Here is a 25,230-nt window from a genome sequence, read left to right on the forward strand (position 1 = left end):
GCTGATCACCTAGATTCCGTAGCGCCGGTTGAAGAAGAGCATGACGTTCAGGGCCATCCGCGTGTCGCCCTTGAGCATGTCGACGAGTGCCGGCCGCTGGCGCGAGGCGATCGCGGCGAAGGCGTCGGCGAAGAACTCCTTGCGGCCCAGCCCGCCACCCTGGCGATGGAAGGCCGACGTCAGCAGCGGCGTGACCTCCTCGTACAGCGCCACGAAGGCGGGCGAGTCGGAGACCCAGTCGCCGTAGGCCGAGTCGACGTCGTCGATGGCGTGGCCGACCTCGTGCATCATCACGTCCGGCGTGGGTGAGGGCCGGTCGCCCACGACGATCTTGCGATCGCCGTACGCGCCCGCGCAGATGTCCCACGAGGCCCGTCCCGACGGCAGCGGGGCGCCGCGCAGGTAGCCCATGTCGTCGAGGTCCGGCACACCGCCGGGGCCGACGTAGATGCCTTCGAGCCCGCCTGCCAGGAGCTCCTTCAGCCGGTCGGGCAGCCTGGCGAGGCTCTCCACGGCCCGTACGACGTCGGCCGGAGGTGGGCCGAGGCGCGCGTCCCACTGGCGGTGCAGGATCGCCTCCAGCTTGCCGCAGTGGCGCAGCCCGTCGCCCATCGAGGGCGCGTCGGGCCGGTTGGGCTGGGCCCGGAAAGGTGTGTCGTCCAGTTCGAAGTCGTGCCAGGTGTACTGGGGGCGCTCGGCCACGGACAGCCGCTCGCCGCCCTCCCAGCGCTGACGGCGCTCGCGCGGCCGGACGCCCTCGCGCGAGACGGGACGCGGGCGCTGGGTCTCCTGTCCGCCGAAGCGGCGGTCGGCGCCGTTGCGGGACGGGTGGTCGTTCACCCAGACGGAACGGTCCGCCTCCGGAGGCGCCTCCCTGCGACGGGAGAAGAGGTATGACCCGCGCCGCCACCAACGACCCCGCCGATGGCGGCCCTTGTCGTTAGAAAAGGCCATCGCACCTCTCCACGCGAGCCGCCGGGCGGCGGGAAGGGCTGCCCCGGGGAAGGCGGACTCCGCTGAATCGTGTTCTACCGTACGACGCCGATCATGCCTAGTCACCCGAAATGGTGCATGTAGCCGACACGATCACGTCGCGGATGGCTTACAGTTCGGGCATGGCAGGTGTCCTTGTCGGCCTGGCGCTGCTGGCCTTCTGGCTCTACTCACTCTTCGACGTCATCACCAGTCCGGAAGACGAGGTTAGGAACGTACCAAAGCCGCTTTGGATGCTGATCGTGGCTTTGATCCCGATTGTCGGTGGGCTGCTCTGGCTGGCTCGCGGCCGCCCCCAGGTCTCCGGATCCGCCTGGCGGTCCTCACCGCAGGCCGGCTCGCCTCCTCCGGCCACTCCGCCCAAGGGGCCCGACGACGACCCCGAGTTCCTCCGCGAGCTCGAACGCCGCATGCGCGGCGACGACTGAGCGCACGCAGCCGAAGAGGCCCCCGTTCGCACGGAGGCCTCTCACGGCAGGTTGTGTACGGCCCTCGGCTCACATGTCGGCGTAGCTGTGCAGCCCTGAGAGGAAGACGTTCACACCGATCAGGTTGAACATCAGGCAGGCGAACGCCACCAGCTGGATGATCGTCGCCGGCCGCCCGCGCCAGCCGCCCGTGGCCCGCGCGTGCAGGTAGGCCGCGTAGGCCACCCACGTGATGAAGGACCAGACCTCCTTGGGGTCCCAGCCCCAGTAGCGCCCCCACGCCTTGTCCGCCCAGAGGGCGCCGGTGATGACCGCGAACGTCCACAGCGGGAAGGCGATGACGATCGCCCGGTGCGCCACCCGCTCCAGGTCGGCCCGCGACGGCAGCCGCGAAGGCCCGTCACCTCGCACCAGGTAGAGGCCCCCCGATGTCGCGGCCACCACGAACAGGCCGCTGGCCAGGATCGCCGCGGAGACGTGGATGGCCACCCAGTAGGAGTCGAGCGCGGGCACCACCGGCCCCGCGGACGTGTAGAGCAGCCGGGCCGCGGCGCCGAGCCCCACCGCCGCCGCGATCATGACGAAGGCGCCCAGGAAACGCACGTTGTAGCGGAGCTGGGTGACGAGGAAGGCGGTCACCGCGGCGAAGCAGATCGCGACGACGAACTCGTACATGTTGCCCCAGGGCCACCGCTCCACGGCCAGGCCCCGGGTGAGGATGGCGCCGAGGTTGGCCGCCCAGCCCACCCAGCCGAGCACCAGACCCGTGAGGCCGGCCTTGGCAGCCCAACTCGGCGGCTCGACGCCCACGGCCGGCGCCTCGGCCGGCTCGTCCGGCGCCTCACCGGCGCCCGCCCCCACGGCGACGGGCCGCCTCGCGGGCACGGCGGGCGCGTCGGCCCGGACCCGCCCGAAGGCCAGCTCCGCCGCGAACGCGATCATGGAAAAGAGGTAGAGCAGGATGGCGGCGACCACGAACAGGTCGCTCACCTCGGCTAGCTGCTCAGCGGACATCCTTGTCTCCTGCTGATAGGACCTTGACGATGTCGTCGAACTCCTCGGCGAAGCCCGCCGCGGAGCCCTCGGTGCGGGTGAGGCCGCCCACCTCGACCGTGCCGTCCTTGACCCGCACCCACACCCGGCGACGCCGGATGGTCAACGAGAGCGCGATGGACACGGTGGCGAGCGCGGCGGAGACCAGGGCGGGCACCCGGCCCGGATCGTAGGCGATCTGGAGAGTGATCCACTCCTTGACGCCGGTGAACTCCAGCTTGCCCGCCCCCTGCGGCAGGTCGATCGACTGGCCGACGGCGAGCGGCTTGGGCACGGAGGTGCCCATGACCAGCGGGGTGAGCTTGCTCATGGCCTCGGGCGGCGCGAGCTCGTAGACGGACTGCGGCTTGCCCGAGCGCATCCCCAGATCGCCGGAGAAGGCACCGATGACCTGCACCTCCGGCTGGATCGCGCCGGGGAAGGCGGAGGCGTAGGAGCCGTCGACCAGCGGCACGCTCGTCGGCAGGAACCGCAGCAGGAACCCGAGCTGCTGCGGCTGGGCGTCGGGCGCCTTGACCACGCAGCCGGAGGTGAACGTGGGCTTGTCCTCGACGAGGCAGGGCACCGGCCCCTCGTAGGCCACCTCGCCCTTGCCGTCGGTGACCCGGAACTCGGGCGCGTAGCCGTGGCCGATCAGGTAGGTCTGGGTGCCGTTGATCTCCAGCGGCTCGTTGACCTTGAGCTCGTAGGGCCGCTCGGCCGCCCCGGGTGAGTCGTTGACCTGGAGGAAGGCGGAGTAGTCGAGCTCCTGCCCCTTCTTCTCGCCCTCGACCTGGTAGGTGGCCTGGAAGTCGGTCAGCCGGAACGCGAACGGCTCCAGCGACTCGGCGGACACCTGGCTGCCGGGGATGTAGCGGTCGTAGGCGGCCACGGTGTTGGCGAAGCCGTCGCCCTCGACGACCAGGACGTTGCCGCGGTAGCCGTACAGGGAGCCGAAACCGACGGCGACCAGCAGGCCGAGCAGCGAGATGTGGAAGATCAGGTTGCCGGTCTCGCGGAGGTAGCCCTTCTCGGCGGCCACCCAGCCGTCGCCGGTGTCGACCCGGAACCGGCGCCTGCGCAGCCGCCTGGCGGCCTCCTCCACCGTCAGGTCGCCGGAGAAGGCGGCCGAGTGCGGGAGCCGCGACAGGTTGCGCGGCGCGGCCGGCGGGCGGCGGCGCAGCTCGCGCAGGTAGGTCGAGGTGCGCGGGATGATGCAGCCGATCAGCGAGGTGAACAGCAGCAGGTAGATGGCGGCGAACCAGACCGAGGTGAAGACGTCGAAGAGCTGGAACCGGTCATACCACTCGGCCAGCGTCGGGTCGTTCTGGTAGAGCTGCGCCACCTTGTCGGGGTCGACCCCGCGCTGCGGCACCAGCGAGCCGGGCACGGACGCCAGCGCGAACAGGAAGAGCAGGATCAGCGCCGTCTTCATCGAGGTGAGCGTGCGCCACATCCAGCGCAGCCAGCCCACGACCCCGAGCCCGACCGGCCCCTTGGCCGCCCGCTCCTTCTCCAACTCGTCGACGCTCATCAGATCACCGGCCTGAACGTGCCGATGAGCCCCTGCATGGTCGCGATGATCTCTCCCCACAGGCCGGTCACGAGCAGGACGCCCACGGCCACCATCATCCCGCCGCCGATCCTGGTGATCAGGCGGGAGTGCCGCCGGATCACCTGGAACGTACGCAACGCCCTGCTGTAGGCGAGGGCGGCGATCACGAAGGGCAGCCCGAGCCCGAGCGAGTAGGCCACGGCGAGCAGCGCGCCCCTGGACGCGCTCCCCTCGTTGAGCCCGAGCGTGAGCACGACCGCCAGTGTGGGCCCGATGCACGGGGTCCAGCCCAGGCCGAACACCACGCCGAGCAGCGGCGCCCCGGCGAGCCCCGCCGAGGGCACCCGGTGGATGCGCACGTCGCGCATCAGCCCCGGCAGCACGCCGAGGAAGGCCAGCCCGAGCAGGATGGTCAGCACGCCGAGCACCCGCGTGATGATCTCGGCGTTGCCCAGCATCACCGAGCCGAGCCCGCCGAAGAGCGCCCCGCTGAGCACGAACACGACCGCGAACCCGGCCACGAACAGCGTCGTCCCGAGCACCAGCCGGCCCCGCCTGGGGTCGGCGCTCATGCCCGTCACGTAGGACAGGTAGCCGGGCACGAGCGGCAGCACGCACGGCGAGAGGAACGACACGATCCCGGCGAGGACCGCGATGGGCACGGCCAGCAGCAGCGAGCCGGAGGCCACGACGTCACTCATCGCGCACCTTGGTGACCGTGTTCATCAGGTCGGTGTAGCGGACCGCGCCGAGCGCCCGGGCGGCGATGCGGCCCTGCTTGTCGATGATCAGGGTGGACGGGATGGCCGCGGGCGGCACCGTGCCCTGGAAGGCCAGCGCGACCTTGCCCGGCTGGTCGAAGATGCTGGGGTAGCCGGACTGCTCGGTGCGCTCGAAGGCCAGCGCGTCGGCCTTGCGGTCCTTGAAGTCGACCCCGATGAACTCGACCCCGGTGCCCTTGGTCTTGGCGGCGACGTCCTTCAGCACCGGCGCCTCGGCCCGGCACGGCCCGCACCAGGACGCCCAGAAGTTGAGCACCACGACCTTGCCCTTGTGGGCGGCCAGCGAAGCGGTGCCGCCGTCGAGCGTCGGGCCCTCGACCGCGGGCGCCGCCTGGCGCTCGGTCGCGGCGAACACCTGCATCTTCCCGTCACCCGCGACGAAGCGCGTGTCGCCCGCCTGAGGCTGTCCGCCCTGGTTGCCCGCGCAGCCCGCGGCGCTCATGGTGAGCGCTGCCAGGAGGACGAGGGAGATGGACTTCGCGCGCACGGGGAAGATCTCCTTGTACTACAAGAGGTAGAGCTTTCAACTCTACCGGCGGAACCGGACGCCCAGCCCGCTGGGGGCCCTCTGGCTCGGCAGGTCAGGCCCCCGGGATCGTCGGCCCCTGGGCGAGCGACCCGGCGGGCTCGCTGTAGCCGACGCTGACCAGGCGGTCGCCGTCGAAGGTGAACGTGGTGAGGCTGGCCAGCCCGCACTGCCTGCGCCTCGGGTCGTGCACGAACCTGCGGCGCCCCTCGGCCGCCATCCTGATCGTCCAGATCGGCAGCTGATGGCTGACCAGCACCACCTCGTGGCCGCGGGCCGCCTTGCGGGCGTCGTCGACCACCGCCCGCATGCGCTCGATGATCAGCGGATAGGGCTCGCCCCACGAGGGCCGCATCGGGTTGTAGAAGTAGCGGTAGTTGCGGGGGTTGCGCAGGATCGCCAGGCCCTGGCCGACCATGCGGCCTTCGAGCATGTTGCCGGCCTCGATCAGCCGGTCGTCCACCTCGGGTTCGAGCCCGAACGTCGCGGCCAGCGGAGCCGCGGTCTCCAGGGCCCGCTCCAGCGGCGAGCTGTAGAGGGCGACGACGTCGCGACCGGCCACCGCCTTGGCGACCGTCTCGGCCATCAGGCGGCCCGTCTCGGACAGGTGGTAGCCGGGCAGCCTGCCGTAGAGGATGCCGCCGGGGTTGTGCACCTCGCCGTGACGCATCAGATGAACGACAGTGGTTTCAGCCATGGTGTGCCTCAGCCTATCCGCTCACTTGCTGGTCGCGGCGAGTGGCCACCCTGGTCCGGATCAAGGCCGGAAGGTAAAGTCGGGGTCATCTTGATCAGATCCCGTGGTGTCCCGAGGGAGTCGCCCGCGTGAGTCCGTGGGCTCTCCTCCTCGTCTTCGTGGCCGCCGTGGCCCACGCCTCGTGGAACGTGCTGAGCAAGCGCGCCGCGCGGGCCGACGGCATCGTGTTCGTCTGGCTGGTCGCGGTCGCCTCCACCGTCGTCTGGGCCCCGCTGTTCGTCGGCTTCCTGCTGGTCACGGGCACCCGGCCCGATCTGGGCGACCTCTGGGTGATCGCCGTCAGCACGGTCATCCACCTCGGCTACTTCGTGCTGCTCCAGAAGGGGTACGGCAAGGGCGACCTGTCGGTCGTCTACCCGGTGGCGCGCGGCACAGGGCCGTTGCTGGCGAGCCTGGTGGCCGTGCTGGCACTGGGCGAGCGCCCCGGTCCGGTGGGCGTGGCGGGGATCGTCCTGGTCGGGGTGGGCGTGTTCCTGATGAGCGGCGGCGGCCGGGGCGACCTCAGGGGCGTGGCGTTCGGGCTGGTGGTGGGCGTGCTGATCGCGGGCTACACGATCTGGGACTCCCAGGTGGTGAGCGCCTTCGCGGTGGCGCCGCTGATGCTGGTCTACCTCGGCGAGGCCGGGCGGGCACTCCTGCTCGCTCCGGTGGTGCTGGCCAGGCGCGGGCTGATCCTGCCCACCTGGCGCGAGCACTGGAGGCCGGTCCTGGGGGCGGGCGTGCTCAGTTTCCTGTCGTACCTGCTGGTGTTGTTCGCCTTCACGATGGCGCCGGTCAGCGTGGTGGCCCCTGCTCGCGAGGTCAGCGTGCTGATCGCGGTGCTGCTCGGCGGCCGGCTGCTGGCCGAGGGCGACCTGCCGCGCCGGCTGGTGGCCGCCTGCGTGATCCTCGGCGGGATCGTGGCGATCGCGCTGAGCTGACCGCCCAGACGTTCTCGTGCGTGCGGCTGACTCAGCTGACCGCCCAGGCGTTCTCCTGCGTGCGGCTGACCTCGGCGAGCGCCTCGACCGCGGCCCTGATCGCGGGGCGGCGGGCGGCGTCGGTGCGCCAGATCGTGTAGATGCGGCGCGACTGCCTGGGCCGGATGGGCACGATGCGCACGCCGTCGGGCACGCAGTCGCGCCCCAGCCTCGGGACGACCGCGCAGCCGAGACCGGCGGCGACCATCGCCATCTGGGTCGGATACTCGTCGGCTCTGCAGTGGATCTCGGGTTCGAGCTCGGCGTTGCGCAGCGTGAAGACCAGCCAGTCGTGGCAGACGGTGCCGGGCCTGGAGCTGATCCAGCGCTCCCCGTGCAGCTCGGCCAGCTCGATCTCCCTGCGGCCCGCCAGCGGATGCGTCACGGGCAGCACGACGTCGGCGATGTCGTCGAGCAGCGTCGACCTGGACAGCCCGTCGGGCAGCGCGATCGGCCGGTTCAGCCAGTCCTGGACCACGCCCAGATCGAGCTCGCCCCGGTGGACCTCGCGCATCACGCGCTCGGGCTCGCGCTCGTCGAGCTGGACCAGCAGGTCGGGATGGCGCTCCTTGAGCCCGGCCACCGCACTGGGCAGCAGTCCGCGCGCGGCGGTCGGGAACGCGCCCACGCTCAGCCGGCCCACGACCTGGCCGCGCAGCGCCTCGAAGTCGGCCTCGGCGGTCTCGACCAGGGCCAGGATGCGCTCGGCGTGCTCGGCGAGCAGCCCGGCGGCGTCGGTGAGCCGGACACCGCGGCCGTTGCGCTCCATCAGCCGGGCGCCGGTCTCGCGCTCCAGCTTGGCGATCTGCTGCGACACGGCCGACGGGGTGACCATGAGCGCGTCGGCCGCGGCCCCTACGGAGCCGTAGACGTGCACGGCGTGAAGGGCTTTGAGCCGGTTCAGATCCAACATGTAAGCCAGCCTAAAGGGTTAAGCGTAGAAAGTCTCGCTTGTCCTCCACTCTGTAGCGGACGAAAATATATGCATGCGAAACATTAAGCCGAAGCAGCAGCAGTCCTCCTCCGTCTCCTACCTCAAGACGCTGGCCGAGCAGGCCCGCGACATCCGCGTCCGCTACCAGAAGACGCGCGCTGCGTGACCCCGCGTCACCTGGCGCTGGCCATCGGGCTGGCGGCCGTGTGGGGCTTCAACTTCGTGGTGATGGAAGTGGGCCTGCGCCACTTCCCACCCCTGCAGTACGCGGGACTCAGGTTCGCCCTGGCCGCCTTCCCCGCCCTGCTGTTCGTGGGACGACCGGCCGTGCCGTGGCGGTGGGTCGTGGGGGTGGCGGCCACACTCGGCGCGGGACAGTTCGGCCTGCTGCTCGTGGCCATGCGGGCCGGCATGCCCGCCGGGCTCACCTCACTCGTCCTGCAGGTGCAGGCCCTGTTCACCGTGCTGTTCGCGGTGACACTGCTGGGCGAACGGCTCAGCGCGCCCCGGGTGACCGGCCTGGCCGTCGCCTTCGCCGGCCTGGCCCTGGTCGCCTACGACTTCGGCCTGTCGGGCCCCGTGGGCGCCTTCGCCCTGTGCGTGGCCGCCGCAGCGGCGTGGGGACTGGGCAACGTGGTGCAGCGCAAGGCCGCGCCGCCCGACTCGCTGCGCTTCATGGTGTGGGTGAGCGCCCTGTCCGCGCCGCCGCTCCTGGCGATGTCGTTGCTGGTGGAGGGGCCGCCCTCGCTGGCCGCCCCGGTGGAGGGCTGGCTGTCGCTGGGGTACGTGGCCTTCATCTCCACGCTCGGCGGGTTCGGGCTGTGGGGCTGGCTGCTCCGTAGGTACGACGCCTCGATCGTGGCTCCGTACACGCTGCTGGTGCCGGTCTTCGGCATCTCCTCGGCGGCCCTGGTGACGGGTGAGCCGATCTCCTGGGTCAGCCTCGTCTCCGGAGCCCTCATCGTGTCAGGAGTGCTGTGGGCCGGCACCCGCGGCAGGGCTCAGCGGACCGAGGCGGCGGCCTTGGCGGCCGACGGCAGCGCTTCGGCCACCCGGGTCAGCGCCTCGTCGTCGTGGGACGCCGACAGGAACCACGCCTCGTAGGCCGACGGCGGCAGGTAGACCCCCTGGTCGAGCATCGCGTGGAAGAACGCCCGGAACGCCGCGGTGTTCTGCGTCTGGGCCCCGGCGAAGTCGGTCACCTCGTCGTCGGTGAAGAAGATCGAGAACAGGTTGCCCGCTCGCTGCAGCCGATGGGGGACCCCCGCCGCCGCGAGCGCCTCGGAGGCGGCCTGGCCGACCGCCAGCGCCGCCGCGTCCACCCTCGCGTAGGCGTCGGCGTCGAGCGCGCGCAGGGTGGCCAGCCCGGCGGCGCAGGCCAGCGGGTTGCCCGACAGCGTGCCGGCCTGGTAGACGGGCCCCTCGGGCGCGAGGTGGGCCATCACCTCGGCTCGGCCGCCGAAGGCCGCCGCCGGCAGCCCGCCGCCCATGACCTTGCCGAACGTCATCAGGTCGGCGTCGACCGGGTCGAGGCCGTACCAGCCGGCGGGCGAGACCCGGAAGCCCGTCAGCACCTCGTCGACGATCAGCAACGCCCCGTTGGCCGTGCACAGCTCGCGCAGCCGGGCGTTGAAACCGTCGCGGGGCGGCACCACGCCCATGTTGGACGGGCACGACTCGGTGATGACGCAGGCGATCTCGGCCGACGCGAACGCCTCCTCGACCGCCGCCACGTCGTTGTAGGGCAGCACGATCGTGTCGGCCGCCGAGGCGCCCGTCACGCCGGGGGTGTCGGGCAGGCCGAACGTCACCACCCCGGACCCGGCCGAGGCGAGCAGCGCGTCGACGTGGCCGTGATAGCAGCCGGCGAACTTGACGATCTTGGATCGGCCGGTGAAGCCGCGGGCCAGGCGCACCGCGCTCATCGTCGCCTCGGTGCCCGAGCTGACCAGGCGGAGCTTCTCCACGGGCGCCACCCGGCCGACGATCTCCTCGGCCAGCTCCACCTCGCCCGGCGTGGCCGTGCCGTAGCCGAACCCGTGGGACGCCGCCTGGGCGACGGCCTCGACGACCGCGGGGTGACGGTGACCGAGGATCATCGGCCCCCACGAGCAGACCAGGTCGACGTAGCGGTTGCCGTCGACGTCGGTGATGTAGGGGCCCTGGCCGGCGGCCATGAACCGCGGCGTGCCGCCCACCGCGCCGAACGCGCGGACGGGTGAGTTGACGCCTCCCGGCACGATGGCGCGGGCGCGGGCGAACAGGTCCTCGGACTTCTTTGTACGGCTCACGCGTCCAGATTAGTCCGGGAACGCCGTGCCGCCTTCGGCGGGAAAGGCACCCTAGTCGGCGAGCACGTCCAGGATGCGCAGCGGGTCGGGCAGCGGCCGGCCGTCGGGCGGGCGCAGCCAGGAGACGGGCTGACCGGTGGGCAGCGTGGAGGGCGGGGCGAGGACGTAGCTGTCGCGGCAGTGCCAGCGCAGCCCCGGTGTGTCGTCGATGGTGGCCGGGTCGCAGTCGAGCTGGCAGGACCACCACTCGTACTCGTCCTCGGGATTGCCGCGCGTGGCGACATAGAACAGGACCCGGTCGCCGTTGGCGGCGACCGGGCCCGAGTGTGCTCCGTCCGCGTCGATGCGGGTCAGGGCCGCGAGGCCCGTCGGAAGGGGTACGTCGAACACGTCGAACACCCGCCCGGTGGGCAGGATCACATTGGCCTCGGGCTCGCGCTGCCACCAGCGGGTCAGCTGCGTGGGGTCCGTCGTGGCCTGTACGTGCCAGGCGGGCGAGACGGGATGCGCGCCGGGATCGGGACAGCCGAGCCGGTCACAGGAACACGCGCGGGAGCCGTGACGCAGGGGGTGAGCACCGGGCACCACCGGCCAACCGAGAGCGGCGTAGCCCAGCACGGAGTCGATCCGCGTCGGGCGCGACCGTTTTCTGGTACGCCGAGCGAGTGGTACCCCCACCATGGTGTCTCCCGTCGAGTTACCGCGCCTGAAGCGGCCCCGGCTCCTGGCCATTAGCGCATGCGGGGCACACCAGCACTTGTTATCGCACTCTAACGCACAGGCCCCAGGAGTTGACGGGAAACCCCCTCGTTAGAGGGTGCGCGCCACCTCGGTCGCCCAGTAGGTCAGGATGAGGTCGGCGCCCGCCCGCTTGATCGCGACGAGGGATTCCATGATCATGCGTTCGCGGTCGACCCAGCCGTTGGCCGCGGCCGCCTCGATCATCGCGTACTCGCCGCTGACCTGGTAGGCCGCGACCGGCACATCCACCGTGTCGCGGAACCGCCTGATGACGTCGAGGTAGGCGAGCGCGGGCTTGACCATGACCGCGTCGGCGCCCTCGGCCAGGTCGAGACGCACCTCGCGCAGCGCCTCCTCCAGCGGCCCGGCAGGGTCCTGCTGGTGGGTGCTGCGGTCACCGAACCGGGGCGCGCACTCGGCGGCGTCGCGGAACGGCCCGTAGAAGGCGGAGGCGTACTTGGCGGAGTAGGCGAGGATCGGCACGCCGGCGAACCCGTCGGCGTCGAGGGCGGCGCGGATGGCCCCGACCTGGCCGTCCATCATGCCGCTCGGCGCGACCATCTGGGAGCCGGCCCGGGCCTGGGCGACGGCGATGGACGCGTAGCGCTCCAGGGTCGCGTCGTTGTCGACGTCGCCCGCGTCGGTGAGGATGCCGCAGTGGCCGTGGTCGGTGAACTCGTCGAGGCAGGTGTCGGCCATCACTACGAGGGTGTCGCCCACCTCGGCGCTCACGTCACGCAGGGCCACCTGCAGAATGCCGTCCGGGTCGTCGCCCGCCGAGCCGCGCGCGTCCTTGACCGCCGGAATGCCGAACAGGATCAGCCCGCCGACCCCGGCCTCGGCGGCCTCGTGGGCGGCCTTGCGCAGCGAGTCGCGGGTGTGCTGGAACACACCGGGCATGGAGGCGACCGGCGCGGGCTCGTCGATGCTCTCCTTGACGAACATCGGCAGGATCAGATCTGCGGGATGCAGCCTGGTGCCGGACACCATCCGCCTCATGGCCGCGTTGCGACGCAGTCTGCGGGGACGGGCGACAGGGAACTCGGCACTCACTTGGCTCTCCTCCTGGCTCCTCTACGGTTCTGGGAAGGACGCCGCGGGGTGTCGCCGGCGGACACGGCCGCCTGACGCTGCTTCGCACCGTACTCGGCCAGCGCGGCCGCGAGGGCGGAAGCCGAAGGTTTGTCGGCCATGACATCGACGCGCAGCCCAAACTCCTCTGCGGTGTTGGCGGTCTGCGGCCCGATGACAGCGATCACGGTGACGTTGTGCGGTTTGCCCGCGATGCCCACCAGGTTGCGCACCGTCGACGACGAGGTGAAGAGAACGGCGTCGAACCCGCCGCCCTTGATCGCCTCGCGGATCGGCGCGGGTGGCGGAGCGGCGCGCACGGTCCGGTAGGCCGTGACGTCGTCGCATTCCCAGCCTAGCTCGGTGAGCCCGGCCACCAGGGTGTCAGTGGAAATATCGGCACGAGGAAGCAGCACCCGGTTGATCGGGTCGAGCATCGAGTCGTACGGCGGCCACTCGGCCACCAGGCCCTCGGACGACTGCTCGCCCGAGGGCAGCAGGTCGGGCTTGACCCCGAAGTCGACCAGGGCCTGCGCTGTGGCGTCGCCCACGGCCGCGACCTTGAGCCCGGCGAAGGCGCGGGCGTCGAGGCCGTACTCCTCGAACTTCTCGCGCACCGCCTTGACCGCGTTGGCGCTGGTGAACGCCACCCATTCGTAGCGGCCGGTGACCAGGCCCTTGATCGCGCGGTCCATCTGCTGCGGGGTGCGCGGCGGCTCGACAGAGATGGTCGGCACCTCCTCGGGCACCGCGCCGTAGGAGATGAGCTGCTCGGTGAGGCTCTTGGACTGCTCCTTGGTGCGCGGCACCAGCACCCGCCAGCCGAACAGCGGCTTGGTCTCGAACCACGACAGCTTGTCGCGCTGCCCCACGGCGTCGCCGACCACGATCAGCGCGGGCTCGGTGATGCCGGCGTGCTTGAGGTCGGCCTGCAGCCTGCCGAGCGTGGAGACCACGGTGTACTGCTCAGTGGTGGTGCCGCCGCTGCTGACCGCGACCGGGGTGTGGTCGGGCTTGCCCCCGGCGATCAGCGCCTTGCCGATCGGCACGGCCTCGGCGACGCCGTTGTAGATCACCAGCGTGCCCGCGCAGCCGGCGTGCGAGGACCAGTCCTGGTCCTGCGCCGCGTCGACCACCCTGAACTCGGGCACGGACGTCGCGGGCGGGATGCCCGCGTAGGCGAGCACGGCGGTCGCGGGCGGCACGCCGGGCACGATCTCGAAGTCCACCTCCGCCGCGACACACGCCGCGACCTCCTCGGTGATCGAGGAGAACAACATGGGGTCGCCCTCCGACACGCGTACGACGAGCCGGCCCCGCTTGGCGTGGCCGACCACGTCGCCGGACACGACCTCGACACCGGTGCGGCAGTGCCGGAGCAGCGCGCCGTAGCGCTCCTCGTCGACGACGACCACGTCGGCCTTGCCGAGCAACTCGGCACCGCGAAGCGTGAGGAGGTTGGGGTCGCCCGGGCCCGCGCCCACGAAGGCGACGAATCCGAAGGTTGGACTATCGGAGCTCAATGGGACTGCTCCCCCATCAATCTGTCGGCCCCTTCGGCGATCATCTCTGCCGCGAGGACGCGGGCCAGATCGACAGCCTCCGAAGGAGAACCGGCGGCGGACTTGCGGACCGCCCGTTGGCCGTCGAGTGCGACGACCACCGCGGTCAGGTTGAGAGTCTGCCCGTCATCGAAGGCGAACGCACCCACGGGCGCCGAACATCCGGCCTCGAGAGCGGACAGAATGGTGCGCTCGGCCGACACCGCGGAGCGGGTCCGCGCGTCGTCGAGCACACCGAGAAAGTCGATCAGGTCGTCACGACCGGACAGACACTCGACGGCCAGCGAGCCCTGGCCCGGCGCCGGGGTCAGCTCCTCGACCGTGAAGATCTGGGCGATCTCGGTGGTGCGGCCGATCCTGTTCAGGCCGGCCGCGGCGAGCACGACGGCGTCGAGCTCACCTGAGGTTACCTTGGCGATCCGGGTGTCCGCGTTGCCGCGGATCGGGACGTACTCGAGGTCGGGGCGCAGCGCTCGGAGCATCGCGACCCGGCGCGGGGAGCCGGTGCCGACCTTGGCCCCGGCGGGCAGGTCGGCGAACGCGACCGGGCCGACCAGCGCGTCGCGGTGGTCGTGGCGGGTGGGCAGCGCCGCCAGGGTCACCCTGGGGTCGGGCTTGGTCGGCAGGTCCTTCAGCGAGTGGACGGCGAAGTCGATCTCGCCCTCGAACAGCTTGTCGCGCAGCGCGCTGACGAACACGCCGGTGCCGCCCAGCTGCGCCAGGTGGGCCTTGCTGACGTCACCGAAGGTGGTGATGCCGACCAGCTCGATGTCCCGCCCGGTGCGCTCGGTGTAGGCGTCGGCGACCATCTGGGACTGGGTGGTGGCCATGAGGCTGCGCCGGGTCCCCAACCGCAACGTCACAACTCCACCTCCCTCACGGCTCGGGGCATCTTCGGATCCAGGTCGAACAGCTCGCGCAGCGCTTCCGCATAATGATCGCCTCCGGGGGAGGTGGCGAGCTGTTTGACACGCACGGTCGGCTCGTGAAGCAGCTTGTCGACGACTCTCTGCACGGTCTGGGTGACCTCGTCTCTGGTCTTGCGGTCGAGGTCGGGCATGCGCATCAGCAACCGGCCCAGCTCGGCCTCCACCACGCCCGCCGCCTTGCCGCGCAGCGCCACCACGGTCGGGGTGACCCTGGAGGCGCGGCCGGCGTCGAGGAACGCGGTGAGCTCCCGGGTGACGAGCTCGCGGACCGCCTGGACGGCGTCGTCCTCGTGGGAGCCGATGCCGGACTCCTGGATCGTCTCCAGGTCGACCAGCGTGACGCCGGGCACGGCGCGTACGTCCGGGTCGATGTCGTGGGGCAGCGCCAGGTCGAGGAGGAACGCCTCGCGGGACAGCATGCCGGGAGTGATCACATGGTGACCGGCGCCGATGCAGGTGATGACGATGTCGGCCGCCGCCAGCTCTCGGGGAACCGCGGCGAACTCGACCGCCCTGCCGCCGACCGACTGGGCGAGTCGCAGCCCGCGGTCGAAGGTGCGGTTGGCCACGACGATGTCGGTCACGCCCGCCCGCGCCAGGGTGGTGGCGGCCAGCGAGCTCATCGAGCCCGCGCCGACCACCAGCGCCCGCCGGCCGGGCAGCTCGCCCGCCAGCGCCAGCCCGGCGCTGACCAGCGAGGCGCCCGCCTGGTCGATGCCGGTGTCGGTGTGGGCGCGCTTGCCCACCCGCAGCGCCGACTGCACCAGCTCGTTGAGCGAGGCGCCGACGGTGCCCTGCTTCTGCGCCAGCTTGAGCGCCCTGCGGACCTGGCCGAGGATCTGCCCCTCGCCCACCACCATCGAGTCGAGGCCGCACACCATGGAGAACAGGTGCTCGACCGCCTGGTCCTCGTAGTGGACGTAGAGGTGCGGCCTCAGCTCGTCACCTGGCACGCCCGAGTGCACGCTCAACAGGTCGCTGATCGAGGTGACGGCGGCGTGGAAGCGGTCGACCGCGACGTAGATCTCGACCCTGTTGCAGGTCGAGACCACCATGGTCTCCGCCACGCAGATGTCCTTCTGCACGTCGTGCAAGAGCTTGACGAGCGCGTCGCCGGTCACCGACACACGCTCCAGCATGGCCACCGGCGCTGTCCGGTGGCTGAGTCCGATAGCCAGAATGCTCACTGGCTGTCCACGGCCATCAGTGGCCCCCCTGCTTTGCGTTGCTCGTGGAACGCAAGGATCTGCAGTTCGATTGATAGGTCGACTTTACGGACATCTACGCTCTCAGGTACAGAAAGTACGACGGGAGCGAAGTTCAGGATGCTGGTCACGCCGACGGCGACGACCCGATCGCAGACTTTCTGCGCTGCCGCCGCCGGAGTCGCCAGGACCACGATCGAGACTCCCCGCCGCTGGATCACGGCTTCCAGTTCGTCAATGTGCTCAACATTCAACCCCGCGATGTCGTCGCCCACCACTTCGGGGTCGGCATCGATGAGCGCGGCCACCCGAAAACCTCTGGAGACGAACCCTCCGTAGTTGGCGAGCGCACGGCCGAGGTTACCGACTCCGACGATGGCGACGGCCCAGTCTTGGGTCAGACCGAGCTCACGGGAGATCTGGTAGACGAGGTACTCGACGTCGTAGCCGACGCCGCGGGTACCGTACGAGCCGAGATGGGACAGATCCTTGCGGAGCTTGGCGGAGTTGACTCCGGCGGCCACCGCGAGATCTTCGGAGCTCACGGTCGCGGTGCCCCGCTCGGCCATCCCGTTCAGCGCCCGCAGGTACAACGGGAGCCTGGCGACCGTTGCCTCGGGTATGCCGCGATCACGGGGGTGGGACGGGCTCTTCACGTGCCGGGGCTCCAGAGGAACGGGCGGTCGGAGACCGCGATGGGGTAGAACCGTCTTTCAGGTTAATCCCTTTGTGAACCGACGCACAAAGTGTGGCGCTACGGAGGAGTGCATGCATCACATCACCTTGCTCAGCAGACCCGGTTGTCACTTGTGTGACGACGCCCGCGCGATCATCGTCCGCGTGGCGGCAGAGCTGGGCATGCCGTGGGAGGAGGTCGACATCGACTCCTCCGACGAACTGCGCGAGAAATACTGGGAGATGATTCCCGTCACACTTGTGGACGGCGTCCAGCACGACTTCTGGCGGGTCTCGGAGGAGCGCCTGCGAGCCGCGCTCGGCGACCGGGAGCCCTAGACCGGAGCGCCCCTAAAACCAGAGCGACCTGGGACCGGAGCGACCCGCGAGTCGGACGCCTAGAACATCGCGGTGGGCAGCGGCACGACCTTGGCGGCGTTGACGTTGAGCTCGATGATGTTGGTGGCCAGCACCAGCGCCTGGCGGTCGTTGACGAACCTCTCGACGTGCGGCTGGCGCTGGTGGTCGCGGTAGGCCACCTCGTCGCGGTAGAGCTCGTAGACGATGCGCTGCAGGGGCGCCGACTTGACCGCGTGGCAGGCGTAGATCAACGTGTCGGGCTCGCCGCGCCGCACCGCCTCGACGGTCTGCTCGGCCAGCCGGTCGAACGCCTCGCCCGAGCCGTCGATGAGCGAGAAGACGGTCAGCATCCCGTAGATGCTCGGCGAGGGCTTGCTGGAGACGGGCTGCGGCTGCGCCTGGGACTGCGCTTGGAGGTGCGGATGGCTCTGCGGCGGCTGAGGTGACTGCGGAACCTGCGGCTGCGCACTGTAGGCGCCGGTGGCGAACATGTCGGCCCCGGGATAGACGGCGCCGGTCGCCGGCATGCCGTATTCGGGCGCGCCGTGCCTGCCGTTCATGATGTAGCCGGTGGACGGACCCGACTCGGGCGGCGGCGCCATGCGCGCGGCGTAGTCGATCTCGCGGTCGCCCGCTCGGTACTCGGCCACCAGATCCCCCAGCCCCGACGACCTGCGCGGCTGGACGGCCGGCGGCATCTCGTTCGCGACGACCGGATCCGGCCGTGGCTGGGACACGGGGGCGGCGGCCCGGTGGCCCGCTCCCTGGGCCCGCTCACCGCGCCGGGAGGGGACCTCGTCGTCGTCCTCGTCCTCGTCCTCGTACGGCGCCAGCGGGCGCAGCACGGAATACCAGATCGCGGCGGCGGCCACGACGAGCAGCGCCACCGCGAACAGGCCCGGCACCGCGAACCGCATCGCCCCCAGAAGAGCCAGGCCGGACGGCACGATGACGATCGTCGCGTGCAGGTTGTCGGTGTCGTAGTCGTCGCCGTTGCGCCACCGCAGCGCCCCGACCACCAGGGCGCCCAGCAGGATGAGCGCGATGATGACGTGGGCGCCGAGCAGCAGCTTGTCGGGGATGAGTCCCCAGTGCCCGGCCGCCGTGGGCAGCGCCTTGGTCATCTCGTCGCTCTTGCGCACCGGGTCGACCAGCAGGATCACGCCGACGACGATGGTGAAGGCGATGCCGAACAACCAGGCCGCGAACTTCGGCGGCACCTTCTCGGCGAGCAACTGGATGAGGCCGATCGACAGCCAGAGCGGCGCCAGGAACGACCCGGTGAGCTGGTAGAGCTTGAAGGTGACCGACCCGAATCCCAGAAGGTGGCCGACGGCGACCATGGCGAGTGACACCGCCAGCGAGGCCACTGCGACGGTCCAGGCGATCAACCACCCCTCGGGGTCGTCACGCAGCCGGCGGCCCAGTGCGACGGCCGCGATCACGGCCAGGAGAGCACCGGCGAAGGCGATGACAGCAACGAGGATCTCCATGGTGACTCCAATGCTGCCGGACTATGCCTCCCAGCCGGTAGCCGAAGAGGGAACGGGGGCGGTCCACACGCTATCCGCCGATTACGGCAAGTCATGCCTCGGGGAAGCGGATTGTGGAATTTCCAGTTGATTTCTAGAGTGTTCGAGCACGCCGCACCCCTTACCCGTAGGGATACCGGATGCCTGACTCGTGGCCGTTCGCCGGGCTGCTCACTCCAGCGGTCGCTGGCCCCGCCCGGACGACCGAGCCTGCTGTGCGGGAAGAGATCCCGGACGACCTCCGTACGCTGGTCTTACATGCCAAGACCGGCGACTCGGAGGCTTTTGGCACGCTCTATGACCGCTATGTGGATCTGGTCTATCGCTACATCTATTTCCGGGTGGGCTCCCACCCGCTCGCGGAGGATCTCACGAGCGAGACGTTCCTGCGGGCGTTACGGCACATCACCGACTTCACCTGGCAGGGCCGCGATTTCGGCGCCTGGCTGGTGACCATCGCGCGCAACCTGGTGACCGACCATTTCAAGTCCGGGCGCTATCGGTTGGAGATCCCGACGGGCGAGGTGATCGACGTCCCGCTCGACGGGCCGCACATCCCGGAGAACGCGGTGGTGACGGCGATCATCAACGACCGGGTCCTGCGGGCGGTCAGAGACCTCAATCCAGAACAACAGGAATGCGTGGTGCTGCGGTTCCTGCACGGACTGTCGCTGGCGGAGACGGCGCTGATCATGGGGAAGAAGAGTGGAGCCATCAAAGCGCTGCAGTTCCGTGCGATCCGTGCACTCGCGAGGGCTCTCCGTCACGACCTCGCGTAACCTCGCACCGCATCCCTTCGTTAGGCATGTGTCACGACAGGATCATTAGCCGGGGGCGTCAGGGGAGCGGTCATGGGTAGGTCGCGCAGATCGCGCGAACAGATGCTGGACCACCTCACGGAGCTGCGGAGGCTCCCCTTGGGCGGCGGGCCGGAGGCCGGCTTCCGCGCCCGGCTCCGCCGCGAGCTCCTGACGGCCCCTCCGCCTCCTGAGCCGGCGCCGCGCGCCGCGCGGCGCGGCCACCGGCGACCCTCCCGGCGGATCTCATGGTTCTCCCAGGTGGCCACGCTGGGGCTGGCCGCCGGCATGATGCTGTCGGCCTTCGCCACCTACCAGGCGGTGCCGGGCGACACGCTGTACCCGCTCAAGCGCGCCGCGGAGAGCACGCTGGTCCGCCTCAGCACCGACGACGTCGCACGGGGCGAGCGTGAGCTCCACTCGGCCAGGAACCGCGCCGCCGAGGTCGCCGAGCTCCTCGGCTCCTCGGGCGAGGGACCGCTGGTCTCCAGGACGCTCGAGGACATGGAGCAGTCGACCCGCTCGGGCATCAGCAGGCTGAAGCGGGCCGAGCCGCGCTCTTCCAAGATCGACTCCTTCGCCAAGGACCAGCGCGACATGGTCGAGCCGATGCTCGACCAGCTGAACGAGGTCCACCAGGACCAGGCCACGGGGTACCTCGACTACATCGAAGGTCTCGTCGCCCCTTCTGGGTAAGCTGGCGCACATGTGGCGGCTCATGCGACGACGGCACCAGGTAGAGGCGGAGATCGCCGGCGAGGCCGCGGCGGCGGCGGCTGTGACGGCGCCCCCGGCCGAGCCCGACCTGCAGGCGGCGGCCTTCTTCGACGTCGACAACACGATGATGCGCGGCGCCTCCATCTACCACTTCGCCAGGGGTCTCGCCACGCGCGGCATGTTCACCACGTCCGACCTGTTCAAGTTCGCCGTCGGCCAGGCGGCGTTCCGGCTGCGCGGCAACGAGAACCCCGAGCACATCGCCGTCGCCCGCGAGACCGCGCTGGCGTTCGTCGCCGGCGCCAAGGTCGACGACGTCGTACGGCTGGGCGAGGAGATCTACGACGAGGTGATGGCCGACCGCATCTGGGGCGGCACCCGGGCCCTCGCGCAGAGCCACCTCGACGCGGGCCAGCGGGTCTGGCTGGTCACCGCCACGCCGGTGGAGCTGGCCAGGGTCATCGCCCAGCGGCTCGGCCTGACCGGGGCGCTCGGCACCGTGGCCGAGAGCTCCGACGGCGTCTACACCGGGCGGCTGGTCGGCGACCTGCTCCACGGCCCGGCCAAGGCCGAGGCGGTGCGGGCGCTGGCCCGCCGTGAGGGCCTCGACCTCACCCGGTGCACCGCCTACAGCGACTCGGCCAACGACCTGCCCATGCTCTCGCTGGTGGGCCACGCGGTGGCCATCAACCCCGACAGCGAGCTGCGCGAATACGCCAGGCAGCAGAGCTGGCCGATCAAGGACTTCCGCACCGGCCGCAAGGCGACGCTGGCCGCGCTGCCGATCGCCGCCGGTCTGGGCGCCGTGGCCGGCGGGGTCGCCGCGGGCGTGGCACTGCGCAGGCACTACCGCTCCGTCCAGTGACACCGCGCCGCGAGACGCCGGGCCGCAGAGCCCATGAGGACGGTACGCGGCCCTCGCGTGCAGGGCCCGGGTCATCTTCGGCGCGGTCCGCCCTCGCGGGGCCAGGCAGCTGGACCTGGTCTCCGCGAGGGCGGACGACGGGCGGCTACTTCAGGTTTTCGAAGAGCCGGCTCGCCTCCGGCTGCTTCCACTGGATCCGGTTGCGGTCGTCGGGATGGGGGGCCCAGGGCACGGTGAGGAAGCTCACCTTGGCCTTCGACAGGCTCCTGGCCAGCTCGAACATCGACTGCGGGTCCAGGTCGGTCCGTACGGACCTGGACACCGCGCCGAGGAACGCCTTGAGCCTGGCGGGCTCGGCCGCCTGACTCTGCGCCTTCTTCAGCATCGCCAGCATGAGCTGCTGCTGCCGCTTGACGCGCTGGACGTCGGAGCCGTCGCCGTAGCGCCGCAGCCGGACGAAGCCGAGCGCCTGCTCGCCGTTCACCAGGCTCTTGCCGGCCGGCAGGACGAGCTTCGACGCCTTGTCGTTCACGGCCCTCGGCAGGCTGACCTCCACGCCCCCGAGCGCGTCCACCATGGCCTTGAACCCGGTGAAGTCCACCTCCACCGAGTGGTCGATGGTCAGGCCGGTGAGCTGTTCCAGCGTCGCGCCGAGGCAGGCGGACCCGCCCTGGTCGTACGCGGAGTTGATCAGGTCCGTCCTGGCGGGCCGGCCGGAACAGCGGGGGATCCGCACGATCGAGTCGCGCGGCACGCTGACCGCGGTCGCCCGCCTCCTGTCGGCGGGCAGGTGGAGGAGCACGATGGTGTCCGACCGCTTGCCCACCTTGTCCCTGGCCGCGCGCGGGCCGTACACCTCGTTGCCGGCGCCTTCGCGGGTGTCCGAGCCGATCAGCAGCACGTTGAGCGCCCCCGACACGTCCACGACACGCGCGCCCGCCGGAGGCGCGGCCGTGTGGCGGTCGCCGACCAGCACGGCCGGCACCGCGACCGCGGTGGCGGTGGCCACGGCGACGAGCCCGGCCGCCCACCAGCCCGTCCATCGGCCCGTCCACCGGCGAGCCGGCCGGAACCGCGACCCGGCCCGCAGCATGCGCTCACGCTGCCTGACGAGCATCGCGGGTGGTTCGTGTTCCAGCTCGCTGCCGAGATCGCGGAGCAGCCGCAGGTCGTCCATCGTCACTCCTCCTCGATCATCGGGTTGCTGTCGCCGAGCGCCGCGCGTACCTTCCGCCTGCCCCTGTTGAGGCGGGAGCGCACGGTCCCGATCGGGATGCCGAGCGCCCGCGCGACCTCCTCGTACGTCAGATCGCCCCAGGCGATCAGCAGCAGCACGTCGCGGTCCTTGGCCGGGAGCGCCGCGAGCGCGCTGACCAGGTCGGGGCGCGCGGCCCGCGCGGTCACCCCGGCCGCCACCCGGTCGGCCGGCGACTCCACGTGCCCGTCGACCGGCGCCCGCAGCAGCGCGCGGTAACGGGCCGCCTCGGTGCGGTGGTGGCGGGACATGAGCTTGGTGAGGATGCCGAAGAGCCACGGCCGGGCGTCGGTGTAGGCCAGGTCGTAGCTCCTGCGACGGGAGAAGGCGACCAGGAACGTCTCGCCGACGAGGTCCTCGGCGGGCTCGGGGCCGAGCCGCTTGGAGACGTACCGGTAGAGCATGGCGGAGTAGCGGTCGAACAGCTCGGCGAACGCCTCCGGCTGGGTCCAGGAGGCGCTGACGAGGTCGGCGTCCGCGTCCCTGGTGGCGGGTTGCGTGATCATCTCCGCCCTTCTGTGGGGAAGTCGGTCACGCATGTCTCGCCACAACCCGCCGAACGGGTTCACATCGCAGGAAACCGCCTCAGCGGCTCAGGCGAAGGGCGGGAACGCATGCCCGCGGCGCAGCCGCAGCTCGCTGAGCATGTGCTGGATGACCTCGCGGACGTGGTCGGTGAGGTTGAACACCAGCATGGGATCGTCGGCGTCCGACGGATCGTAGCCGTCGGTGCGGATCGGCTCGCCGAACTCGATCAGCCACTTCGACGGCAGCGGCACCAGCCCGAGCGGCCCGAGCAGCGGGAAGAACGGCGTGATCGGCACGTAGGGCAGCCCGAGCAGCCTGGCCAGGAACGGCAGGTCGCCGATCTTGGGGTAGATCTCCTCGGCCCCCACGATGGCGGTGGGGACGATCGGCACGCCCGCGCGGATGGCCGAGGCCACGAACCCGCCCCGGCCGAACCGTTGCAGCTTGTAGCGCTCGGAGAACGGCTTGCCCACGCCCTTGTACCCCTCGGGGAACACCCCGACCAGCTCGCCCTTGCGCAGCAGCCGGTCGGCGTCCTCGGGGCAGGCCAGCGTGTGGCCGCTCTTGCGCGACAGGTGGGCGAGGACGGGCAGTTGGTAGACGAGGTCGGCGCCGAGCAGCCGGAGCGGCCGGCCCACCTCGTCGTGCAGCGCCACCTGCATCATCAGCGCGTCGACCGGCAGCGTGCCGGAGTGGTTGGCCGCGATGAGCGCGCCGCCCTCCTCGGGCACGTGCTTCAGCGCGGACGTCTCGACCCTGAACCAGTGGTGGTAGATCGGCCGGATCAGCTCCAGCAGGACCTTGTCGGTGAGCTCGGCGTCGTAGCCGAACTCGTCGACCTCGTAGTCGCCGCTGATCCGCCTGCGGAGGAAGGCCAGCGCCTCGGCCATGGGGTCGGGCCCGTCGGGCTCGTCGTAGGAGGGCGCCGCGCTGATCGGGATCACGCGCGCCTCTTGGCCGGGAACACTCACCGAGCACCTCCGAACGGATGCAGCCCGCGCGAGCGCAGGAAGTCGTCGAAGGCCGCGCCGGTCGTGAACTTGGGTTTCCAGCCCAGCTCGGACTCCAGCCTGCTGGAGTCGACCGCGCGGCCGTGGCTCATCAGCCGCACCTGCTCGGGCGAGTAGTCGACCAGCCCCGCCCGGCGTACGACGTCGCCGAGCGCGCGGAAGACCGGCGAGAACAGCGGCAGCGACGGCCGCCCGGCCCGGCGCGCGCACTGCGACAGGAGCAGCACGCCGGCCCCGGCCACGTTGAACGTGCCGGGGTGGTCTTCCTTCGCCATCCGCCGGAACACCTCGACCGCGTCGTCCTCGTGGACGAACTGCAGACGGGGGTCGAAGCCGAACACGGTCGACAGCACCGGCTGGGTGAAGTAGCGGGTGAGCGGCGAGTCGACGCCGGGCCCCACGAAGTTGGCGAAACGCAGCAGCGACACGGCCACGTCGGGGCGGCGGCGCGCGAACCCGCGCACGTAGCCCTCGACCTCGGCCGCGTCCTTGGCGTAGCCGTGGACGGGGCCGTCGTGCGGCTCCATGTCCTCGGTCAGCACCGCCGGGTTGTGCGGCGACGAGCCGTAGACCGCGGTGGTAGAGCGCACCACCACGCGCCGCACGGTCGCCGACCGCTGGCAGGCGCCGAGCAGCTGCATGGTTCCGATGACGTTGTGCTCTTTCATCACCGCCCGGCCCGTGCCCCTGGACGGGGCGCTCACCAGACTCATGTGCACAACGGTGTCGATGTCCGCGACCGCGATCACCTCGGCGATGTCGGGGCTACGGAGATCCACCCGGACGAACTCCGTCCGGCCCAGAGAGACGCCGCCAGCTCGCGTCAGCGAGGGCGGCGGCACGGTGTCGACTCCTATGACGCGGCTGACGTCCGGGTCCGCCGCGAGAACACTCGCCACCCGGGCGCCGATGTGGCGCGAGACCCCGGTGACCAGCACGGTGTGGGTCATCAGCGCCTCACAGCTGCGTCTTGTTACTTCTTGTTGCGCCGCTGGATGCGCGTCTTCTTGAGCAGCTTGCGGTGCTTCTTCTTGGCCATCCGCTTGCGGCGCTTCTTGATCACAGAGCCCACGGGACCCCCAGGTACTGGTAGCAAGGCTGAAAGCGATGTGCGAGCGCACACCGCGTCACAGACTACCGGCGATCGGTGGTAGATCGCCCCTTGGGGTGAGAGCCCGGCCGCGTCGCGCCGGCCGGACCTCTCCCGCGACGGTATTCACGGCGTACGGTCCACGCCGCTACTCCAGCATCATCCTGCCTCGATGTAGGCCTCCCGGAGATAGTCGTGGACCGCCTGCTCAGGCACCCTGAACGACCGGCCTACTCGGATCGCCGGCAGCTCGCCAGAGTGCACCAGCCGGTACACGGTCATCTTCGAGACCCGCATGACCGTGGCCACTTCCGCCACAGTCAGGAACTTCACCTCGCTGAGAGGTCTTTCGCCTGCAGCCATCGGACGCCTCTTCCGCACGTGTTTCCGGGTTATCCCCACTGGTGCCATTGCTCACGCACGTGTACTGCCGTCAGCGTAAGTCGGGACTCCGAGTGCGCAAACCCCCTAGTTTCTCAGTAGGCGGAGCCACCTGTCAGCCGGACCAACGAAATCGCTGGCCAGCAGCATGGCCGAACACCTCGCCGACACGTTGGAACTGTCCAACATGTCACACATAAGAGTCGCCCAGGCCCTATCAAAAGTTGGCAAAGGGACTGCGAGCCTCTTGGAATG

28 protein-coding genes are annotated in these 25,230 nt (G+C 70.6%); 7 read left to right on the forward strand and 21 right to left on the reverse strand.

Annotated features, from left to right (window positions below):
• Nucleotides 1–9: 9 nt before the first annotated feature.
• Complete coding sequence (locus AB0I38_RS23035) at nucleotides 10–840, reverse strand: hypothetical protein (protein WP_358471298.1); 831 nt, start codon at nucleotides 838–840, stop codon at nucleotides 10–12.
• Nucleotides 841–1,115: 275 nt separating this feature from the next.
• Between AB0I38_RS23035 and AB0I38_RS23040 the strand changes: the two genes are divergently transcribed.
• Nucleotides 1,116–1,421: a PLD nuclease N-terminal domain-containing protein gene (locus AB0I38_RS23040; RefSeq protein ID WP_358471300.1), complete on the forward strand. Its 306-nt coding sequence runs from the start codon at nucleotides 1,116–1,118 to the stop codon at nucleotides 1,419–1,421.
• 69 nt (nucleotides 1,422–1,490) lie between these two features.
• Here the strand turns inward: AB0I38_RS23040 and ccsA are convergent, their stop codons facing one another.
• From ccsA to AB0I38_RS23065, 5 genes are all read right to left on the reverse strand, one after another.
• A complete protein-coding gene (gene ccsA, locus AB0I38_RS23045) occupies nucleotides 1,491–2,435 on the reverse strand; it encodes a cytochrome c biogenesis protein CcsA (protein ID WP_358471302.1) in 945 nt (314 codons plus the stop codon).
• A complete protein-coding gene (resB, locus tag AB0I38_RS23050) occupies nucleotides 2,425–3,987 on the reverse strand; it encodes a cytochrome c biogenesis protein ResB (protein ID WP_358471303.1) in 1,563 nt (520 codons plus the stop codon). The genes ccsA and resB overlap by 11 nt, the downstream gene beginning before the upstream one ends.
• Complete coding sequence (locus AB0I38_RS23055; RefSeq protein ID WP_358471305.1) at nucleotides 3,987–4,709, reverse strand: cytochrome c biogenesis CcdA family protein; 723 nt, start codon at nucleotides 4,707–4,709, stop codon at nucleotides 3,987–3,989. The genes resB and AB0I38_RS23055 overlap by 1 nt, the downstream gene beginning before the upstream one ends.
• Entirely contained in the window at nucleotides 4,702–5,277 is a 576-nt protein-coding gene (locus AB0I38_RS23060) for a TlpA family protein disulfide reductase (protein ID WP_358471307.1), read from the reverse strand. Before AB0I38_RS23060 ends, AB0I38_RS23055 begins: the two co-directional genes overlap by 8 nt.
• Before the next feature lie 94 nt (nucleotides 5,278–5,371).
• Entirely contained in the window at nucleotides 5,372–6,013 is a 642-nt protein-coding gene (locus tag AB0I38_RS23065) for a histidine phosphatase family protein (RefSeq protein ID WP_358471309.1), read from the reverse strand.
• A gap of 128 nt (nucleotides 6,014–6,141) precedes the next feature.
• Here AB0I38_RS23065 and AB0I38_RS23070 point away from each other — a divergent pair, with 128 nt between their 5' ends.
• Nucleotides 6,142–6,993 carry a DMT family transporter gene (locus tag AB0I38_RS23070; protein ID WP_358471311.1) on the forward strand — a complete coding sequence of 284 codons (852 nt, stop codon included), beginning with the start codon at nucleotides 6,142–6,144 and terminating at the stop codon, nucleotides 6,991–6,993.
• A gap of 31 nt (nucleotides 6,994–7,024) precedes the next feature.
• Here the strand turns inward: AB0I38_RS23070 and AB0I38_RS23075 are convergent, their stop codons facing one another.
• On the reverse strand, nucleotides 7,025–7,945 hold the full coding sequence (locus AB0I38_RS23075; RefSeq protein ID WP_358471312.1) for a LysR family transcriptional regulator: 921 nt from the start codon (nucleotides 7,943–7,945) through the stop codon (nucleotides 7,025–7,027).
• Between the two features lie 183 nt (nucleotides 7,946–8,128).
• Between AB0I38_RS23075 and AB0I38_RS23080 the strand changes: the two genes are divergently transcribed.
• Nucleotides 8,129–9,070, forward strand: a complete 942-nt coding sequence (locus AB0I38_RS23080) for an EamA family transporter (protein ID WP_358471314.1) — start codon at nucleotides 8,129–8,131, stop codon at nucleotides 9,068–9,070.
• Here the strand turns inward: AB0I38_RS23080 and hemL are convergent.
• The 7 genes from hemL to AB0I38_RS23115 form a co-directional block, all read right to left on the reverse strand.
• Complete coding sequence (gene hemL / locus AB0I38_RS23085; RefSeq protein WP_358471315.1) at nucleotides 8,968–10,257, reverse strand: glutamate-1-semialdehyde 2,1-aminomutase; 1,290 nt, start codon at nucleotides 10,255–10,257, stop codon at nucleotides 8,968–8,970. The genes AB0I38_RS23080 and hemL overlap by 103 nt on opposite strands.
• A gap of 51 nt (nucleotides 10,258–10,308) precedes the next feature.
• A complete protein-coding gene (locus tag AB0I38_RS23090) occupies nucleotides 10,309–10,938 on the reverse strand; it encodes a bifunctional DNA primase/polymerase (protein WP_358471317.1) in 630 nt (209 codons plus the stop codon).
• A 129-nt stretch (nucleotides 10,939–11,067) separates the two neighbouring features.
• The gene (gene hemB, locus AB0I38_RS23095; protein ID WP_358471319.1) at nucleotides 11,068–12,051 is read right to left on the reverse strand and encodes a porphobilinogen synthase; all 984 of its coding nucleotides are present in this window, start codon (nucleotides 12,049–12,051) and stop codon (nucleotides 11,068–11,070) included.
• Nucleotides 12,048–13,592, reverse strand: coding sequence for a uroporphyrinogen-III synthase (locus AB0I38_RS23100; protein WP_358471321.1), 1,545 nt, complete (start codon nucleotides 13,590–13,592; stop codon nucleotides 12,048–12,050). Before AB0I38_RS23100 ends, hemB begins: the two co-directional genes overlap by 4 nt.
• Nucleotides 13,589–14,494, reverse strand: a complete 906-nt coding sequence (gene hemC, locus AB0I38_RS23105; protein WP_358471323.1) for a hydroxymethylbilane synthase — start codon at nucleotides 14,492–14,494, stop codon at nucleotides 13,589–13,591. Before hemC ends, AB0I38_RS23100 begins: the two co-directional genes overlap by 4 nt.
• The gene (locus tag AB0I38_RS23110; RefSeq protein WP_358471325.1) at nucleotides 14,491–15,747 is read right to left on the reverse strand and encodes a glutamyl-tRNA reductase; all 1,257 of its coding nucleotides are present in this window, start codon (nucleotides 15,745–15,747) and stop codon (nucleotides 14,491–14,493) included. Before AB0I38_RS23110 ends, hemC begins: the two co-directional genes overlap by 4 nt.
• Nucleotides 15,744–16,421, reverse strand: coding sequence for a redox-sensing transcriptional repressor Rex (locus AB0I38_RS23115; RefSeq protein ID WP_358471327.1), 678 nt, complete (start codon nucleotides 16,419–16,421; stop codon nucleotides 15,744–15,746). The genes AB0I38_RS23110 and AB0I38_RS23115 overlap by 4 nt, the downstream gene beginning before the upstream one ends.
• A gap of 112 nt (nucleotides 16,422–16,533) precedes the next feature.
• On the opposite strand from AB0I38_RS23115, the gene AB0I38_RS23120 reads away from it, so the two are divergent.
• Entirely contained in the window at nucleotides 16,534–16,779 is a 246-nt protein-coding gene (locus AB0I38_RS23120) for a glutaredoxin family protein (protein WP_358471329.1), read from the forward strand.
• A 59-nt stretch (nucleotides 16,780–16,838) separates the two neighbouring features.
• Here AB0I38_RS23120 and AB0I38_RS23125 read toward each other — a convergent pair whose 3' ends face one another.
• Nucleotides 16,839–18,293 carry a putative quinol monooxygenase gene (locus AB0I38_RS23125; protein ID WP_358471331.1) on the reverse strand — a complete coding sequence of 485 codons (1,455 nt, stop codon included), beginning with the start codon at nucleotides 18,291–18,293 and terminating at the stop codon, nucleotides 16,839–16,841.
• A 179-nt stretch (nucleotides 18,294–18,472) separates the two neighbouring features.
• On the opposite strand from AB0I38_RS23125, the gene AB0I38_RS23130 reads away from it, so the two are divergent.
• The 3 genes from AB0I38_RS23130 (at nucleotide 18,473) to AB0I38_RS23140 (ending at nucleotide 20,711) form a co-directional block, all read left to right on the forward strand.
• Nucleotides 18,473–19,111 carry a sigma-70 family RNA polymerase sigma factor gene (locus AB0I38_RS23130; protein WP_358471333.1) on the forward strand — a complete coding sequence of 213 codons (639 nt, stop codon included), beginning with the start codon at nucleotides 18,473–18,475 and terminating at the stop codon, nucleotides 19,109–19,111.
• Nucleotides 19,112–19,183: 72 nt separating this feature from the next.
• Nucleotides 19,184–19,825 (forward strand): DUF5667 domain-containing protein, encoded by a 642-nt coding sequence (locus AB0I38_RS23135; RefSeq protein WP_358471335.1) that lies wholly within the window; start codon nucleotides 19,184–19,186, stop codon nucleotides 19,823–19,825.
• A 22-nt stretch (nucleotides 19,826–19,847) separates the two neighbouring features.
• Nucleotides 19,848–20,711, forward strand: coding sequence for an HAD family hydrolase (locus AB0I38_RS23140; protein WP_358471337.1), 864 nt, complete (start codon nucleotides 19,848–19,850; stop codon nucleotides 20,709–20,711).
• 145 nt (nucleotides 20,712–20,856) lie between these two features.
• Here AB0I38_RS23140 and AB0I38_RS23145 read toward each other — a convergent pair whose 3' ends face one another.
• The 6 genes from AB0I38_RS23145 to AB0I38_RS23170 form a co-directional block, all read right to left on the reverse strand.
• Nucleotides 20,857–21,888, reverse strand: coding sequence for an LCP family protein (locus tag AB0I38_RS23145; RefSeq protein ID WP_358471339.1), 1,032 nt, complete (start codon nucleotides 21,886–21,888; stop codon nucleotides 20,857–20,859).
• A 2-nt stretch (nucleotides 21,889–21,890) separates the two neighbouring features.
• Nucleotides 21,891–22,472, reverse strand: coding sequence for an RNA polymerase sigma factor (locus tag AB0I38_RS23150; RefSeq protein ID WP_358471340.1), 582 nt, complete (start codon nucleotides 22,470–22,472; stop codon nucleotides 21,891–21,893).
• 87 nt (nucleotides 22,473–22,559) lie between these two features.
• Nucleotides 22,560–23,465 (reverse strand): lysophospholipid acyltransferase family protein, encoded by a 906-nt coding sequence (locus tag AB0I38_RS23155; RefSeq protein WP_358471342.1) that lies wholly within the window; start codon nucleotides 23,463–23,465, stop codon nucleotides 22,560–22,562.
• Nucleotides 23,462–24,454: an NAD-dependent epimerase/dehydratase family protein gene (locus tag AB0I38_RS23160; protein ID WP_358471344.1), complete on the reverse strand. Its 993-nt coding sequence runs from the start codon at nucleotides 24,452–24,454 to the stop codon at nucleotides 23,462–23,464. The genes AB0I38_RS23155 and AB0I38_RS23160 overlap by 4 nt, the downstream gene beginning before the upstream one ends.
• Nucleotides 24,455–24,477: 23 nt before the next feature.
• Nucleotides 24,478–24,576 (reverse strand): 30S ribosomal protein bS22, encoded by a 99-nt coding sequence (locus AB0I38_RS23165; RefSeq protein ID WP_018654693.1) that lies wholly within the window; start codon nucleotides 24,574–24,576, stop codon nucleotides 24,478–24,480.
• A gap of 177 nt (nucleotides 24,577–24,753) precedes the next feature.
• Entirely contained in the window at nucleotides 24,754–24,957 is a 204-nt protein-coding gene (locus AB0I38_RS23170) for a helix-turn-helix domain-containing protein (protein WP_043629748.1), read from the reverse strand.
• Nucleotides 24,958–25,230 lie beyond the last annotated feature (273 nt).

The organism is Nonomuraea cavernae (assembly GCF_040655715.1).
In the GTDB taxonomy this organism is placed as follows: Bacteria; Actinomycetota; Actinomycetes; order Streptosporangiales; family Streptosporangiaceae; genus Nonomuraea; species Nonomuraea cavernae_A.

Bases quoted from the DNA above. Each gene is read 5' to 3' on its own strand.
- AB0I38_RS23130 (WP_358471333.1), top strand. From the start codon at position 18,473: ATGCCTGACTCGTGGCCGTTCGCCGGGCTGCTCACTCCAGCGGTCGCT.
- AB0I38_RS23120 (WP_358471329.1), top strand. From the start codon at position 16,534: ATGCATCACATCACCTTGCTCAGCAGACCCGGTTGTCACTTGTGTGAC.
- AB0I38_RS23170 (WP_043629748.1), bottom strand. From the start codon at position 24,957: ATGGCTGCAGGCGAAAGACCTCTCAGCGAGGTGAAGTTCCTGACTGTG.
- resB (WP_358471303.1), bottom strand. From the start codon at position 3,987: ATGAGCGTCGACGAGTTGGAGAAGGAGCGGGCGGCCAAGGGGCCGGTC.
- AB0I38_RS23055 (WP_358471305.1), bottom strand. From the start codon at position 4,709: ATGAGTGACGTCGTGGCCTCCGGCTCGCTGCTGCTGGCCGTGCCCATC.
- AB0I38_RS23150 (WP_358471340.1), bottom strand. From the start codon at position 22,472: ATGATCACGCAACCCGCCACCAGGGACGCGGACGCCGACCTCGTCAGC.
- AB0I38_RS23065 (WP_358471309.1), bottom strand. From the start codon at position 6,013: ATGGCTGAAACCACTGTCGTTCATCTGATGCGTCACGGCGAGGTGCAC.
- AB0I38_RS23075 (WP_358471312.1), bottom strand. From the start codon at position 7,945: ATGTTGGATCTGAACCGGCTCAAAGCCCTTCACGCCGTGCACGTCTAC.
- AB0I38_RS23145 (WP_358471339.1), bottom strand. From the start codon at position 21,888: ATGGACGACCTGCGGCTGCTCCGCGATCTCGGCAGCGAGCTGGAACAC.
- AB0I38_RS23140 (WP_358471337.1), top strand. From the start codon at position 19,848: ATGCGACGACGGCACCAGGTAGAGGCGGAGATCGCCGGCGAGGCCGCG.
- AB0I38_RS23040 (WP_358471300.1), top strand. From the start codon at position 1,116: ATGGCAGGTGTCCTTGTCGGCCTGGCGCTGCTGGCCTTCTGGCTCTAC.
- ccsA (WP_358471302.1), bottom strand. From the start codon at position 2,435: ATGTCCGCTGAGCAGCTAGCCGAGGTGAGCGACCTGTTCGTGGTCGCC.
- AB0I38_RS23135 (WP_358471335.1), top strand. From the start codon at position 19,184: ATGGGTAGGTCGCGCAGATCGCGCGAACAGATGCTGGACCACCTCACG.
- AB0I38_RS23090 (WP_358471317.1), bottom strand. From the start codon at position 10,938: ATGGTGGGGGTACCACTCGCTCGGCGTACCAGAAAACGGTCGCGCCCG.
- AB0I38_RS23160 (WP_358471344.1), bottom strand. From the start codon at position 24,454: ATGACCCACACCGTGCTGGTCACCGGGGTCTCGCGCCACATCGGCGCC.
- AB0I38_RS23125 (WP_358471331.1), bottom strand. From the start codon at position 18,293: ATGGAGATCCTCGTTGCTGTCATCGCCTTCGCCGGTGCTCTCCTGGCC.